Origin of the sequence: Acidovorax sp. sif0632, from assembly GCF_019218805.1 — a bacterium.
In the GTDB taxonomy this organism is placed as follows: domain Bacteria; phylum Pseudomonadota; class Gammaproteobacteria; order Burkholderiales; family Burkholderiaceae_C; genus Acidovorax; species Acidovorax facilis.
This window is the reverse complement of the sequence record NZ_JAHUWW010000001.1, coordinates 524,986-538,706: the sequence shown is the minus strand read 5'-3', so window position 1 is coordinate 538,706 and position 13,721 is coordinate 524,986. Positions and strand designations below refer to the sequence as shown.

The window sequence follows — 13,721 nt, the reverse complement described above, 5'->3', positions numbered from 1 at the left end:
GAGGCGCTGGGTGCTGTGGTTCGGAGGGTTGCGTGCGCCGCCGCTGCTGCTGCCGACACCACCACCCCTTAGCGCGCCGCGTTCTGCACGTCTTTTTCCCAGCGCGCAATCAGGCGGCGACGCTCGGCGCTGGCGCCGTATTTAGCGTAGTCGTAGTTGATGAGCTTCATCTTGGAAGGGTCGGTCATGCGCGGGTCCTTGGGCACCTGCGTGTTGCTGGGCAGCTGGAACTGCTTGGCCGCCAGGCCAAACTGCTGGCCGCCGGGCGTGAGTGCCCATTCGTAGAACTTCTTGGCGGCCTCGGTGTTGGGGCCGTTCTTGACGATGCTCATGGAGCCCACCTCGGCGCCCGTGCCTTCCGAAGGCGTGACCGAGCCCACAGGGAAGCCATTGACCGCCTCAGTGGTCACGTCGTGAACGAAGCTCACCGACACCGTGGTCTCGCCCCGGGCGGCCGCCTTGACGGGCGCCGTGCCCGAGCGGGTGTAGGTGCTGATGTTGGGGTGCAGGGCCTTGAGGTATTCAAACGCCTTTTCCTCGCCCATGATCTGCACCAGCGTAGCGATCATGGTGTAGGCCGTGCCACTCGATGCCGGGTTGGCCATCTGCACCTCGCCCTTGAACTCGGGCTTGAGCAGGTCGGCCCACGACTGCGGGGGGTTGAGCTTGCGCTTGGCCAGCAGCTCCTTGTTGTAGCCAAAGCCCAGCGGGCCCAAGTACACGCCCACCGTGCGGTACTTGGAATCCGCCGCCTGCTTTTGCGCCCAGGGGTACAGCTGCGGCAACTGGGGCGATTTGTATTCGAGCGTGAGGCCCTGCTCGGCCGCCTGCAGGTGCGGGTCGCCCGTGCCGCCAAACCAGATGTCGGTCTTGGGGTTGGCGCGCTCGGCGTTGAGCTGCGCCAGCGCCTCGCCTGAGCCCTTGGCTGTCATGTTGACCTTGGTGCCTGTGGTCTTGGCGTACACCGTAGACATCAGGTTGCACCACTCGGCTTGCACCGAACAGATGATGTTGACCTGGCCCTGGGCCCAGCTGCCGGAAGCGGCCGCCACCAGGGCCGTGCCGGCCAGAAGTTTCGTCAGCAAAGGTTTGCGCATGGGAGTCTCCTCAGTATCTGGATAACGTGATTAACGCGATGCAAGGATGCTAGTCCTGCAGGCAGACCAGGGTCAGCGGGGAAACTCCCAGACCGGGTGCAAGCAGGTTGAAAGGCAGGGATGGAGCCCTCCCCGCCGCCTTGGGAACCAAGTTACATTAAGAATGGTTCCCGCAAACCTGTTCGAAGGCCTCACCTGAGCAGCCCGCGCTGCACACCCTGACTGAGACATGCTCGACCGCATCACCGCCTCCCTGCCCTCCCTGGCCCCCGCCGAACAGCGCGTTGCCCGGCTGGTGCTGACCGACCCACGCACTTTTGCACGCCTGCCCGTGCGTGAATTGGCCGAACGCGCGCACGTGAGCAAGCCCACGGTGGTGCGCTTTTGCCGCAGCATGGGGTATGACGGACTGGCAGATTTCAAGCTCAAGCTGGCAGGCAGCGTGAGCGAAGGCGTGCCCTTCATCCACCGCAGCGTGGACGCCGACGACAAGACCGGCGACGTGCTGGTGAAGGTGGTGGACAACGCCGTGGCGGCCTTTTTGCAATACCGCAATGCCGCCAGCACCGTGGCGCTGGAGCGTGCGGCCGAGGCGATTGCAGCCACCTGGAAAACCGGCAAACGCATCGAGTTCTACGGCGTGGGCAACTCGGGCATCGTGGCACAGGACGCGCAGCACAAGTTCTTCCGCCTGGGCGTCACGTCCATTGCCACCAGCGACGGGCACATGCAGGTGATGAGCGCGACCCTGCTCGGCCCGGGCGATTGCGCGGTGATCATCTCCAACTCGGGCCGCACCCGCGATTTGATGGACGCAGCCGACATCGCCCGCAAAAACGGCGCCACCACCATCGCCATCACCGCCAGCGGCTCGCCCCTGGCCAGCACCTGCCAGATCCACCTGGCCGCCGACCACCCCGAGGGCTACGACCGCTACAGCCCCATGGTGTCGCGGCTGATGCACCTGCTCATCATCGACGTGCTGGCCACCTGCGTTGCGCTGCGCATTGGCAGCTCGCTGCAGCCAATCCTGCAGCAGATGAAAGAAAATTTGCGGGCCAAGCGCTACGCGTGAGCTTGCGGGCGCACTCGGCCGCTGCGCCCGCCCGCCACCCACCACCTGCTACTGCAGCGTACAGACGTTCGTGCAGCCCGGCGTGCCATCACACACTTCGCCGCCGTTAACGATACCGTCGCCACAGAACGCACCTGTGAGGTTAAGCGCCTGGGAACAGGAGGCGTTGCAAGCTGTGCAATGTGCAACCCCGTAGGGGCAGCTTGTTTCGGTGCCGATGTTTCCGTCATCGCACACCTCTGGCCCGTTGACCATGCTGTCACCGCAGTAGCCGCCCGTCAGTGGTAACTCTGCCGTGCAGGTCGCGTTGCACCGGGTGCAGTTTTGCGTGCCGTAGGGGCAACTGCTTTCCGTGGTGTTGTTCCCGTCATCGCACACCTCCGGCCCGCTGACCATGCTGTCACCGCAGTAGCCGCCCGTCAGTTGCGCTGTAGCGGAGCAGGTCGCGTTGCAGCGGGTGCAGGTTGGCGTGCCATAGGGGCAGCTGGTTTCCGTGGTGGTGTTCCCGTCATCGCACACTTCGGGGCCGTTGACGGCGCTGTCGCCGCAGTACGATCCCGTGAGGTTCACCACCCCGGTGCAGGTCGCGTTGCAACCGGTACAGGCGGCCGTGCCGTAACTGCAGGCCACTTCGGTGACGGTGTTGCCGTCGTCACACGCTTCGCCCGCGTTGACGGCACCGTTGCCACAGAACGCTCCCGCTGCCACCTGCACCGTGGCCACCCCCCACTTCCCCGCAAAGAAACGGTTGCGCGCGCGGTATTCAAAGCGGAAAAGACCAGGCTCCGTGGGCGCATCCACGACAAAGCCTCCGTCGGCGTTCACCTGCAGCGTGCTGCCCGCGAAAGGCACGGCGGCGCCCGCGGGTGTGGCGGTCGGGCTTCCCTGGACACGAAATTCATTGACCTGCATGGCGGGCGACCCCAAGGCGTCGTTGGCCAGCAGGCCGGGGGCGGCAACGACCAGCGCCGCTCCCTCGGTGGCGCTGTAGTCATCGTCGCGCACGGTGCCTTCGCGCAGGCCCAGGTCCAGGTCGTAGCGCAGATGCAGCATGCTGCCTTCGACACGCGCATAGACCGCCGCGAACTGCAGCGGCGCCGACGTGGATGCCGTGGCCACCGGCGATGCGCCACTCCAGTCGGACGGGTCGCCATCGCGAACCATGGCCGCCCAGGCCAGACCGACCACGAACACCAGACACAGCGCGGCACCACTGGCCGCAAACTGGCGCACCCGGGCGTAGCGGTAGGTGGCGGCGAGCAGCAGGCCCACCAGCAGCGCGAAGCCCACCGTGCCCAGCGCGGGCACGGCGGCCACCGGCGACGCTGACAGCTGAATGGCCCCACCACCCGGTGCGCCGTTGCGTGTGAGCAAGGCCGCAGGCGCGATGCTCCCGTCCGTGGTGTTCGCCACGAAGCCAAGCCGCAGAGCCCCAACGGGCGCCAGCAGCCGGGTGTAGCTTTCCACCACGTCAAGTTGCTCGCCCGCGGCCGCCACGCCCACAGGCCAGCGCAGCGGCGCCAGGGGCGCGAAACCGGTGTCGGCCACCAGCACCCCGCCCTGGCAAATCTCGCGCGAGACATCACCCACCGGCTCGCTGGCCGACAGATCAATTCGCGTGAGCGCCGCCAAGTCCACGCCATTGAAGGTGCCCGCAGCGGTGACTACGGTGCAACCAGTGGCCGGATTGCCGTCGCTGTCGATCAGGGTGCGCAGCTCGGTTGCGGCATGCGCAGCGGTGGCGCCCACCAGCATCCACAGTGTCCACGCCAAGAAAAGCGCCCTGCGGGCGGCAGAGCGCACCGCGCCAACAGGTGAAAGCAAGAGGAATTCCACAAGGAAACGAAGGCAACGCGAAACCAGCGAGCGCATCGCAAGCGCAAGAGAAGGCATGAAGGCGGGAAGGCAAAGGGTTGGCAGACCGCTGCGGCAATAGGCGCAGCACATCTGCATCCGCGCCCAACACCAGCGGCATTCTTGGTAGCGGCGCATCATACAAATGCGCGCGCAGGGCGCCAAGCATCTTTTGGCACCGCGTTGCGGCGGTGCAAGGTGGGTGCCGGCATGCGGCCGTGGTCCGTGCCGCGGCGCCTCGCCGGCGGTGTTTGCGCGTCAGTCCAGCGTCACGCCCGCGTTCTTGATCACCCTGCCCCATTTCACCGTCTCGGCCTCGATGAAGGCATCGCAGGCCTCGGGCGTGGTGCCTTCGGGGAAGGTGCCCATGGCTTCGAGCTTGGCCTTGGTCTCTTCGCTTTGGATGATCGCGTTCACGGCGTCCGACATGCGCTTGACGATGTCGCGCGGTGTGCCGGCCGGGGCAATCATGCTGGCCCAGGTGCTGCCCACCAGGCCGGGGATTCCCTGCTCGATGAACGTCGGCACATTGGGCACGGCGGGCAGGCGCTTTTCGCCTGAGACACCGATCAGCTGCACGCGGCCCGCCTTGCCGGCCTGGATGAGCCCCGTGGGCGCATCAAAGAACAGCTGGATCTGGCCGCCCAGCAGGTCGGTGAAGGCCGGCGCAGCGCCGCGGTAGGGAATATGCAGCATGTACGTCTGCGTCAGCGCCTTCATCAGCTCGCTGGTCAGGTGCGCTGCAGAGCCGGTGCCCGATGAGCCAAAGCTGATCTTGCCGGGGTTGGCCTTGGCGTACGCCACCAGTTCCTTGGTGTTCTTGAACGGCGCGTTGTTGGGCACGGCGGCCAGCAGCGGCGACACGCCCATGAGCGACACACCCACCAGATCCTTGCGCGGGTTGTAGGGCAGCTTGGGGTACAGGCTGGTGTTGGCCGCATAGGCCGCGATCACCACGCCGAAGGTGTGCCCGTCAGGCGCCGCCTTGGCCACCGCATCCACGCCGATGATGCTGTTGGCACCCGGCTTGTTGTCGATCACGATGGGCTGGCCAAGCGCCTTTTGCAGGCCCACCTGCAGCAGGCGCGCCATCTGGTCGGTAAAGCCGCCTGCCGTGTAGGGCACGATGATCTTGATCGGCTTGCTTGGCCAAGCCGTTTGTGCCAGCGCGGGCAGCGCGGCACTGGCCAGCGCTGCGCCGGTGGCTTGCACAATGCGGCGGCGGGAAAAGGTGGCATTCATGGTTTTGTCTCCTGTGTGGTTATGAATGAAAAATAGCTGCAGCGCTTATTGGAAAAGCGCTTGCAGCTATTTTTTTAGTAGCGTCCAGCATGTGAGGGCGGGTCGCTGGTGGCGAACGTCGATGGGTCAGAGCGCCTTGACCAGCTCCGGCACGGCCGTGAACAGATCCGCTTCCAGCCCATAGTCGGCCACGCTGAAGATCGGTGCCTCAGGGTCCTTGTTGATCGCCACGATCACCTTGGAGTCCTTCATGCCCGCCAAGTGCTGGATGGCGCCCGAGATACCCGCTGCGATGTACAGCTGCGGCGCCACGATCTTGCCGGTCTGGCCCACTTGCCAGTCGTTGGGCGCGTAGCCTGCGTCCACTGCGGCGCGGCTGGCACCGAGGGCAGCACCCAGCTTGTCGGCCAGTGGGGTCATGACTTCGTCGAACTTTTCCTTGCTGCCGAGGGCTCGGCCACCGGAGACGATGATCTTGGCGGCCGTGAGTTCGGGGCGGTCGCTCTTGGCGATTTCGCTGCCCATGAAGCTGCTCTTGCCAGCGTCTGCGGTGGCTGCGGCGGTTTCAACGGCTGCGGAACCGCCCGTGGCGGCTGCGGCGTCAAAGCCCGTGGCGCGCACGGTGATGACCTTTACGCTGTCTGCGCTTTGCACGGTGGCAATGGCGTTGCCGGCGTAGATGGGGCGCTCGAAGGTGTCGGCAGAAATCACCTTGGTGATGTCGCTGACCTGCGCCACGTCCAGCTTGGCGGCCACGCGGGGAGCCACATTGCGGCCGCTGGCGGTGGCCGGGAACAGGATGTGGCTGTAGTTGCCTGCGATGGCGAGCACTTGCGCGGCCACGTTCTCGGCCAGGCCGTGTTCCAGGCCAGGGGCGTCGGCGTGGATGACCTTGGCGACACCGGCGATCTGGGCGGCTGCGCCGGCGGCTGCACCGGCGTTGTGGCCGGCCACCAGCACGTGCACGTCGCCACCGCAGGCCACAGCGGCGGTCACGGTGTTCAGCGTGGCGCCCTTGATGGACGCGTTGTTGTGTTCAGCAATAACGAGTACCGACATTTAGATCACCTTCGCTTCGTTCTTGAGTTTCTCGACCAGAGCGGCCACGTCCGCCACCTTGATGCCAGCACCGCGCTTGGCGGGCTCGGTCACCTTGAGGGTCTTCAGGCGGGGAGCCACATCCACGCCGAGGTCTTCGGGCTTGACGGTATCGAGCTGCTTTTTCTTGGCCTTCATGATGTTGGGCAAGGTGACGTAGCGGGGCTCGTTCAGGCGCAGGTCGGTGGTGATGACCGCTGGCAGCGACAGCTGCAGGGTTTCCAGGCCGCCGTCCACTTCACGCGTCACGCTGACCTTGTCGGCCGACAGTTCAACCTTGTTGGCGAACGTGGCCTGGGGCAGGTCTGCCAGGGCCGCGAGCATCTGGCCGGTCTGGTTGGCGTCGTCGTCGATGGCTTGCTTGCCCAGGATGATGAGACCGGGCTGCTCTTTGTCCACCAGGGCCTTGAGGATCTTGGCAACGGCCAGGGGCTGCAGCTCGACGTCGGTCTCGACCAGGATGGCGCGGTCGGCACCGATGGCCATGGCAGTGCGCAGGGTTTCCTGGCACTGGGCCACGCCGCAGGAGACTGCGATGACTTCGGTCACCAGGCCTTTTTCTTTCAGGCGCACGGCCTCTTCAACGGCGATTTCGTCAAAGGGGTTCATGCTCATCTTCACGTTGGCGATGTCCACACCCGTGTTGTCCGATTTGACGCGGACCTTCACGTTGTAGTCCACCACGCGCTTGACAGGGACGAGAACTTTCATGGGATTGTTTTCCTTGATTTTTGTTGTGGGAGTGCGGGTGCGCAGGCTTACTCGTTCGAGATGCCCTTGTCGCGGATCACAGTACCCCACTTGACGTAGTCCTGCTGAATGCGGCGGGCCATCTTGTCGGGCGCTTGATATGCAGCGATGGCGCCTGCAGTCAACAACTTGTCCTGCGTGTCCTTCTCGGCCAGGATTTGCTGCACCTCGGTTGCGATGCGGTCCACCACGGCTTTGGGCGTACCGGGCGGCGCCAGCAGACCACCCCACGAGACGGCCTCGTAGCCCTTGAAGCCCTGCTCGGCGATGGTCTTGACATCGGGCAGCATGGCCACGCGCTGGGGTGATCCTACTGCGATGGCGCGCAGCTTCCCCGTCTGGATGTGCGGCAGCGCAGCCACCAGATCGGCGTACATCAGCGGCACCTGGCCGCCGATGGTGTCGGTAATGGCGGGCACGCCCCCTTTGTAGGGAATGTGCTGCATTTCAAAGCCCCCCATCTGCTTGAGCAGCTCCATGCTCAAATGGCCAAAGCTGCCCGCACCTGAGCTGGTGTAGTTGAGCTGACCTGGACGGGCCTTGGCATGGGTAATGAGCTTTTGCAGATCGGTCACAGAAGGCATCTGGGCAGGATTGACCACCACGACGATGGGCAGGTCGTACACCGTGGCCACGGGCGTGAAGTCTTTCACCGTGTCGTAGCCCGCCTTCTTGTACAGATGCGGCGCCAGCAGCGTGGGCGTGGCCAGCATCATCAGCGTGTAGCCGTCGGCCGGGCTCTTGGCCACCTGGGCGGCAGCGATGGAGCCCGAAGCACCTGCACGGTTTTCCACCACCACGGGCTGGCCCAGCCGTTCGGCCAGGCGTTGGCCCACGATGCGCGAGGCAGTATCGGTAGGGCCGCCTGCCGGGAAGGGCACCACCAGCTTGATCATCCTGGTGGGCCACGCTTGCGCGTGTGCCGAGGCCGCGCCCCACAGGGCGCTGGCCGCCAGAGCGGCGGACACGGCCAGCACGGCGCGGCGGGCTGCGAAGGTGCGAGAGACAAACATTGGGGTCAAAACGGGCTCAGGTTGCTGGAGGGGTTGCATCAGTCCAGCTTGGCGCCGGACACCTTGACCACGCGCTCCCAGACGGGTGCATCTTTTTTGAACTGGGCGCCGAACTGTTCGGGGCTGCTGCCGACGGGGATGAAACCCATCTGCTGGATGCGCTCACGCACCTCAGGCAGCGCAATCACAGCCTGCAGCTCGCGGCCCAGGCGGGCCACGACCTCCGGCGGGGTGTTGGCCGGGGCGCTCATGCCCAACCAGCCTGTCACCTGGAACACCTCGTCCTTGATGCCCTGCTCGGCCATGGTGGCCAGCTTGGGAAGCGCATCCATGCGCTGGGTGCCCGTCACGGCCAGCGGCTTGAGACGGCCCGAATCAATGTACGGCCGGGCCGACTGCAGGCTGGCAAATGCCATTTGCAACTGCCCGCCCACCAGGTCCTGCAGCATGGGCGCCTCGCCCCTGTAGGCCACATGATTCATGTCGGCCTTGTGCTTGTCGGACAGCCAGGCGCCAGCCAGGTGGGCGTACGAGCCCATGCCCCACGAGCCGTAGGCGACCTTGCCCTTGTTGCGGTCGATATAGGTCATCAGCTCGGCCGCGGTGGACACCGGCAGCTGCGGATGCACCAGCAGCACCACCGGAGCCAGGGCGATCTGCGTGATGAGGGCCTGGTCCTTTTGCGGCTGGTACGGCAGGCGCTCGTACAGGTACTGGTTGATCAGCATGGTGGTGCCCAGCGACACCAGCAGCGTGTAGCCGTCGGCCGGTGACTTGAGCGCCTGGTCGGTGCCGGTCACACCGCCGGCGCCGCCACGGTTGTCTACCAGCACGGGCTGGCCCAGGCGGGCCGAGAGCTTCTCGCCCAGCGTGCGGGCGGTGATGTCGGTGGCGCCACCGGCCTGGTAGGGCACGATCAGCTTGATGGGCTTGCTGGGCCAGGCATCCTTGCCCGACTGGGCCAGGGCGGAACCCAGCAGGCCGGTGCTGGCCAAGGCGGCCAAGCCCTGCAGGACGCAGCGGCGGTGAAGGTGATTGAACTTCATGTTTGTCTCCTGGTTGAGATTGAAAATTTGCTCCAGCGCTTACCCAACAAGCGATTAAAGCTATTATTTTTATAGTGTTTAGAGCGATGGAAGCGTGAGCACGCCCTTGTCGCGCAGGGCTTCAAGCTCTGCCTCGGGCAGCTGCAGCAGTTGCTGCAGCACCTCCCGCGTGGCGGCGCCCAGCGTGGGCGGGGCGTTGCGGATGGGCAGGCGCTGCCCATCGAGTCGATAAGGCGGCGCGAACACATGCGTAGTGCCCGCCACGGGGTGGGGCATCTCCTGCAGCAGGCCGCCGCGGCGCGTACGCTCGCTGGTCAGTGCCTCGTGCAGGCCGGCCACCCTGCCGCAAGGGATGCCAGCAGCGCTCAGGCGTTCGAGAAGCACATCACGCGGGAAGCTGGCGATCAGCGCCTTCATCTGGGGCAACAGGGTCAGTCGATTGCGGGCACGCTCGACGTTGGTGGCATAACGTGGGTCTTCGACGATATCCGGGCGCATCACCACCTGGCGGCAGAACTTGTCGAACTGGCTGTTGTTGCCCACGGCGATGATGAGCGGACCATCCTGTGCCTCGAACATGCCGTAGGGCACGATGGACGGGTGGGCATTGCCGTAGCGCTGCGGGTCGTGGCCCAGCAGCATGGCGTCCAGGCCGTAGTAGCCGGTGATCATCAGGCCGCAGTCGTACAGCGCCATCTCGATGTGGCGGCCCTTGCCCGTGGTGCTGCGGCGAAACAGCGCGGCCAGGACGGCCTGCGCGGCGTACATGCCGGTCATCATGTCCACGGCGGCCACGCCGAACTTCAGCGGCGGCTGGCTGGCCTCGCCGTTGAGCGCCATCAGCCCGGCCTCACCCTGAATCACCAGGTCGTAGCCGGGTCGCTTGGCCTCCGGGCCAGAGCTGTCGTAGCCCGCCACCGAGCAGTAGATGAGGTCGGGCTTGATGGCCTTGAGCTGCTCGTAGCCCAGGCCCAGCTTCTCGGCACCACCGGTCTTGAAGTTCTGGATCACCACATCGCACTGCGGCAGCAAATCGCGGATGATCTTCACGCCTTCGGGCGTCTGCAAATCCACCGTGATGGACCGCTTGTTGCGATTCATGCTGTTGTAGTAGGTGGTCTCGGTCTTGCCGATGCGCATGCCCCAGTCGCGGGTGTCGTCGCCCCGGCCGGGGTGCTCCACCTTGATGACGTCAGCGCCAAAGTCGGCCAGCACCTGGCCGCACAGCGGCCCGGCAAACACGCGCGAGAGGTCGAGCACGCGCACGCCGTCGAGCGGGAAGTCCATGCCCTCGGGCAGCGGGGGTGTCGGTGTTGTAGTGGTCATTTCGTAGTGTCGGGTTGGGTAGCGGCAGTGGCAGGAGCCTGGCGCAAGCGTGCGAAATCGGCCGGGCGCTTTTCCAGAAACGCAGCGATGCCTTCGCGGGATTCTTCGGTGGCCTGTGACAGCACCATCAGCTGTGCCTCAAGCTCCAGCTGGTCAGCCAGCGGCTGCACATAGGCGCTGCGGCACAGGGCCTTGATGTTCGCCATCGCGGTGTCAGGCCCGGTGGCAACTTGCGCAGCCAGGGCCACGGCCTGGGCGAGTGCCTCGCCCGGCTCGGCCAGGCGGTTGACGGGGCCGAGCGCATGCAGCCGCTCACCCGAGATGCGTTCGCCCGTGAGGCACAGCTCGGTCAACACCTGGCGGGACACAAACTCGGCCAGGAAGGCGGTAGCACCGCCGTCGGGCGTGAGGCCCACCTTCACATACGCGACCGAGAACACGGCATTGCGCGCAGCCACCAGCATGTCGCAGGCCAGCGCCAGCGACAGGCCGGCGCCCGCCGCAGCGCCCTCCACCGCCGCAATCACCGGCTTGCGGCAGTCGCGCACGGTGCGGATCAGGTCGTGCAGGCCTTCGAGCTTGGCGCGGCGCTCTTCCACGGGCAGCTCGCGCCGCTTGGCCAGTTGGCGCAGGTCGCCGCCCGCGCAAAAGTGCCCGCCTTCACCCGTGAGCACGATGGCGCCCACGGTGGGGTCGGCCTCGGCCTGTGCCAGTGCCTCGGTCAGCGCCGCATAGAACGCGGGCGACAGCGCATTGCGCGCGGCAGGGTTGTTGTTGGAGAGCACGAGCACCGCGCCCTCACGGCGTTGCAGCAGAGGCAGTGGCTGCTCCATGGCTTCAGCTCCGACCCAGCGCGATAAAGCGCGCCAGGTGGTGGTCTTCATCACCAAACTGGTGGTCCACCATAACGAGGCGCTTGGCGTAGTGGGACAGTGGCAGCTCCCACGTCATGCCAATGCCGCCGTGGAGCTGGATGCTTTCCTCCGCCACCAACGCTCCGATGCGGCCCATGGTGACCTTGGCGGCGGACAGCGCACGCTCGCGCTCGGTGCGGTCGGTGCTGTCCATGGCTGCAGCCGCATTGATGACGGCAGAGCGTGCCTGCTCCACTTCCAGCAGCAGGTCGGCCATGCGGTGCTGCAGGGCCTGAAAGCTGCCGATGGGTACGCCAAACTGCTTGCGGGTCTGCAGGTATTCCAGCGTATTTTTCTTGGCGACTTCCATCGCGCCCAGCGCCTCGGCGCACACGGCCAGAATGCCCCAGCCCACGGCATGTTCCAGCGTGGCAAAGCCCTGCCCTTCAGTGCCCAGCAGTGCATCGGCACCCACCTGCACATTCTGCAAGCTGACTTCTGCCACACGGCCGCCATCGATGCGCCCCATGCCACGGCGGCTCAGGCCTGCGGTATCGGCGGGCACCAGGAACAGCGAGATGCCGTCTTCATCGTCCACAGCGCCCGCTGTGCGGGCACTGACCAGTAGCAGTTGAGCCTGGTCGCCATGCAGCACCACGGCCTTGTGGCCGGTGAGCAACCAGCCGTCGCCATTGCGCACGGCGCGGGTGGTCACGCGGTCCAGGGCGTAGTGCGCGCCGGCTTCCTCGTGCGCCAGGGTCGCCACGGTGCTGCCGTCGATGATGCTGGCGATGTGTTCCTTCTGCGCTGCGCTGCCCGCCAGGCCCAATGCCCGGCCCACCATGAGTGCACCCACAAACGGCTCGGCCACCAAGCCTGCGCCCAGGGCTTCAAACACCACGGCCACGTCGAAGCCTGCGCCGCCAAAGCCGCCGTCGGCTTCGGGGAAGAGCGCGCCAACCGCGCCCAGTTCGGCAAAGCGGCTCCACAGCGCCGCGTCCATGCCGCTGTCGCCGTAGGCGATGTGGTTGCGCGTCTCGACCCCGTACTGCTCGGCCACAAAACGGTTCAGGGTGTCCGCCAGCATGCGGCGGTCTTCGGTATGTTCAAAGTTCATCGCGGCAACCTCACAGGCCCAAAATCATTTTTGAAATGATGTTCTTCTGGATTTCATTGGAGCCGCCAAAGATCGACAGCTTGCGGTAGTTGAAGTAGTTGGCGGCTGCCGTCGCGGCCTCCTTCGGGCCCACGGGTTCATCGGCATAGCCTTCGTACTGCGCTTCTTCGATGAAAGGCAGCGCGTACGGGCCCACAGCGCGGCGGATGAGCGACAAAATTTCCTGGCGGATCTCGGTGCCCCGAATCTTGAGCATGGAGCTTTCTGCACCCGGCACTCCGCCACCCGCCACGGCGGCAATCACGCGCAGGTTGGTGGTCTTCATGTTCTCCAGGTCGATCTCGACCTGGGCCATGCGGGCGGCAAACAACGGATCCTGGTCCAGCGGCTTTCCGTTTTTCATGACCTTGGCGGCAATCACCTGGAGCTTGGCCAGCGCAGCGATGCAAAAACCCACACCTGCGATGCCGGTGCGCTCGTAGGTCAGCAGGTACTTGGCATACGTCCAGCCCTTGTTCTCCTCGCCCACCAGGTTTTCCACCGGCACCTTCACATCGGTGAAGAAGACTTCGTTGACTTCCTTGTCGCCATCGAGCGTGCGGATGGGACGCAGCTCCACGCCGGGCGATTGCATGTCCACCAGCAAAAAGCTGATACCCGATTGCGCCTTGGCCTCGCGGTCGGTGCGCACCAGGCAGAAGATCATGTTGGCGTGCTGGCCCTGGGTGGTCCAGGTCTTCTGGCCGTTGACGATGTAGTGGTCACCTGTTTCGTCCGTGACTCGCACTGCCGTGGTCTTCACGGAAGCCAGGTCCGAGCCCGCGCCGGGTTCGGAATAGCCCTGGCACCACCAGTCCTCACCGCTCAGGATGCGCGGCAGCCAGTATTTTTTCTGCGCCTCGTTGCCAAACTTGATGAGCACCGGGCCCAGCATGTTCACGCCAAAGGGCACGATGCGCGGGCCACCGGCCAGGGCGCATTCGGTGTCAAAGATGAACTTCTCGACCGCACCCCAACCGGGGCCGCCGTAGGCCTTGGGCCAGTGGTTGGCCAGCCAGCCGCGCTCGTTCAGGATGGCGTGCCACTCGTCCTGGTCCGCCTTGGACAGGCGTTGCCCGGCCTTGACCTTGTTGGCGATGCGGGCGGGCAGCTTGGCTTTCAAGAAAGCCTGCACCTCGGCGCGGAAGGCTTCTTCTTCGGGGGTGAAATTCAGGTCCATATCGGGTCGCTTGCAGTGTTCAGAGTTCGG

12 protein-coding genes are annotated in these 13,721 nt (G+C 65.4%); 1 reads left to right on the top strand and 11 read right to left on the bottom strand.

Annotated features, from left to right (window positions below; genetic code table 11):
* Positions 1–68: 68 nt before the first annotated feature.
* Positions 69–1,097 carry an ABC transporter substrate-binding protein gene (locus KW832_RS02415; RefSeq protein WP_121507513.1) on the bottom strand — a complete coding sequence of 343 codons (1,029 nt, stop codon included), beginning with the start codon at positions 1,095–1,097 and terminating at the stop codon, positions 69–71.
* Positions 1,098–1,326: 229 nt separating this feature from the next.
* On the opposite strand from KW832_RS02415, the gene KW832_RS02410 reads away from it, so the two are divergent.
* The gene (locus KW832_RS02410) at positions 1,327–2,172 is read left to right on the top strand and encodes a MurR/RpiR family transcriptional regulator (RefSeq protein ID WP_055394300.1); all 846 of its coding nucleotides are present in this window, start codon (positions 1,327–1,329) and stop codon (positions 2,170–2,172) included.
* A gap of 48 nt (positions 2,173–2,220) precedes the next feature.
* On the opposite strand, the gene KW832_RS02405 is transcribed toward KW832_RS02410, so the two are convergent.
* The 10 genes from KW832_RS02405 to KW832_RS02360 all read right to left on the bottom strand — a co-directional run bounded on the left by KW832_RS02405 (position 2,221) and on the right by KW832_RS02360 (position 13,691).
* The gene (locus KW832_RS02405) at positions 2,221–3,945 is read right to left on the bottom strand and encodes a hypothetical protein (protein WP_218298772.1); all 1,725 of its coding nucleotides are present in this window, start codon (positions 3,943–3,945) and stop codon (positions 2,221–2,223) included.
* 339 nt (positions 3,946–4,284) lie between these two features.
* Positions 4,285–5,268 carry a tripartite tricarboxylate transporter substrate binding protein gene (locus KW832_RS02400; RefSeq protein ID WP_218298773.1) on the bottom strand — a complete coding sequence of 328 codons (984 nt, stop codon included), beginning with the start codon at positions 5,266–5,268 and terminating at the stop codon, positions 4,285–4,287.
* A 126-nt stretch (positions 5,269–5,394) separates the two neighbouring features.
* Positions 5,395–6,327 (bottom strand): electron transfer flavoprotein subunit alpha/FixB family protein, encoded by a 933-nt coding sequence (locus KW832_RS02395; RefSeq protein ID WP_218298774.1) that lies wholly within the window; start codon positions 6,325–6,327, stop codon positions 5,395–5,397.
* On the bottom strand, positions 6,328–7,077 hold the full coding sequence (locus tag KW832_RS02390) for an electron transfer flavoprotein subunit beta/FixA family protein (protein WP_121507084.1): 750 nt from the start codon (positions 7,075–7,077) through the stop codon (positions 6,328–6,330).
* A gap of 47 nt (positions 7,078–7,124) precedes the next feature.
* Complete coding sequence (locus KW832_RS02385; protein WP_121507516.1) at positions 7,125–8,129, bottom strand: tripartite tricarboxylate transporter substrate binding protein; 1,005 nt, start codon at positions 8,127–8,129, stop codon at positions 7,125–7,127.
* A gap of 38 nt (positions 8,130–8,167) precedes the next feature.
* Positions 8,168–9,175 (bottom strand): tripartite tricarboxylate transporter substrate binding protein, encoded by a 1,008-nt coding sequence (locus tag KW832_RS02380; protein WP_218298775.1) that lies wholly within the window; start codon positions 9,173–9,175, stop codon positions 8,168–8,170.
* A gap of 78 nt (positions 9,176–9,253) precedes the next feature.
* Complete coding sequence (locus tag KW832_RS02375) at positions 9,254–10,501, bottom strand: CaiB/BaiF CoA-transferase family protein (RefSeq protein WP_121422342.1); 1,248 nt, start codon at positions 10,499–10,501, stop codon at positions 9,254–9,256.
* Complete coding sequence (locus KW832_RS02370; RefSeq protein WP_218299088.1) at positions 10,498–11,334, bottom strand: oxepin-CoA hydrolase, alternative type; 837 nt, start codon at positions 11,332–11,334, stop codon at positions 10,498–10,500. The genes KW832_RS02375 and KW832_RS02370 overlap by 4 nt, the downstream gene beginning before the upstream one ends.
* A gap of 4 nt (positions 11,335–11,338) precedes the next feature.
* Positions 11,339–12,472, bottom strand: a complete 1,134-nt coding sequence (locus tag KW832_RS02365) for an acyl-CoA dehydrogenase family protein (RefSeq protein ID WP_218298776.1) — start codon at positions 12,470–12,472, stop codon at positions 11,339–11,341.
* A gap of 10 nt (positions 12,473–12,482) precedes the next feature.
* Positions 12,483–13,691 (bottom strand): acyl-CoA dehydrogenase family protein, encoded by a 1,209-nt coding sequence (locus KW832_RS02360; RefSeq protein ID WP_218298777.1) that lies wholly within the window; start codon positions 13,689–13,691, stop codon positions 12,483–12,485.
* Positions 13,692–13,721: the final 30 nt, after the last annotated feature.

Bases quoted from the DNA above. Each gene is read 5' to 3' on its own strand.
- KW832_RS02415 (WP_121507513.1), bottom strand. From the start codon at position 1,097: ATGCGCAAACCTTTGCTGACGAAACTTCTGGCCGGCACGGCCCTGGTG.
- KW832_RS02410 (WP_055394300.1), top strand. From the start codon at position 1,327: ATGCTCGACCGCATCACCGCCTCCCTGCCCTCCCTGGCCCCCGCCGAA.
- KW832_RS02400 (WP_218298773.1), bottom strand. From the start codon at position 5,268: ATGAATGCCACCTTTTCCCGCCGCCGCATTGTGCAAGCCACCGGCGCA.
- KW832_RS02395 (WP_218298774.1), bottom strand. From the start codon at position 6,327: ATGTCGGTACTCGTTATTGCTGAACACAACAACGCGTCCATCAAGGGC.
- KW832_RS02390 (WP_121507084.1), bottom strand. From the start codon at position 7,077: ATGAAAGTTCTCGTCCCTGTCAAGCGCGTGGTGGACTACAACGTGAAG.
- KW832_RS02385 (WP_121507516.1), bottom strand. From the start codon at position 8,129: ATGTTTGTCTCTCGCACCTTCGCAGCCCGCCGCGCCGTGCTGGCCGTG.
- KW832_RS02380 (WP_218298775.1), bottom strand. From the start codon at position 9,175: ATGAAGTTCAATCACCTTCACCGCCGCTGCGTCCTGCAGGGCTTGGCC.
- KW832_RS02375 (WP_121422342.1), bottom strand. From the start codon at position 10,501: ATGACCACTACAACACCGACACCCCCGCTGCCCGAGGGCATGGACTTC.
- KW832_RS02370 (WP_218299088.1), bottom strand. From the start codon at position 11,334: ATGGAGCAGCCACTGCCTCTGCTGCAACGCCGTGAGGGCGCGGTGCTC.
- KW832_RS02365 (WP_218298776.1), bottom strand. From the start codon at position 12,472: ATGAACTTTGAACATACCGAAGACCGCCGCATGCTGGCGGACACCCTG.
- KW832_RS02360 (WP_218298777.1), bottom strand. From the start codon at position 13,691: ATGGACCTGAATTTCACCCCCGAAGAAGAAGCCTTCCGCGCCGAGGTG.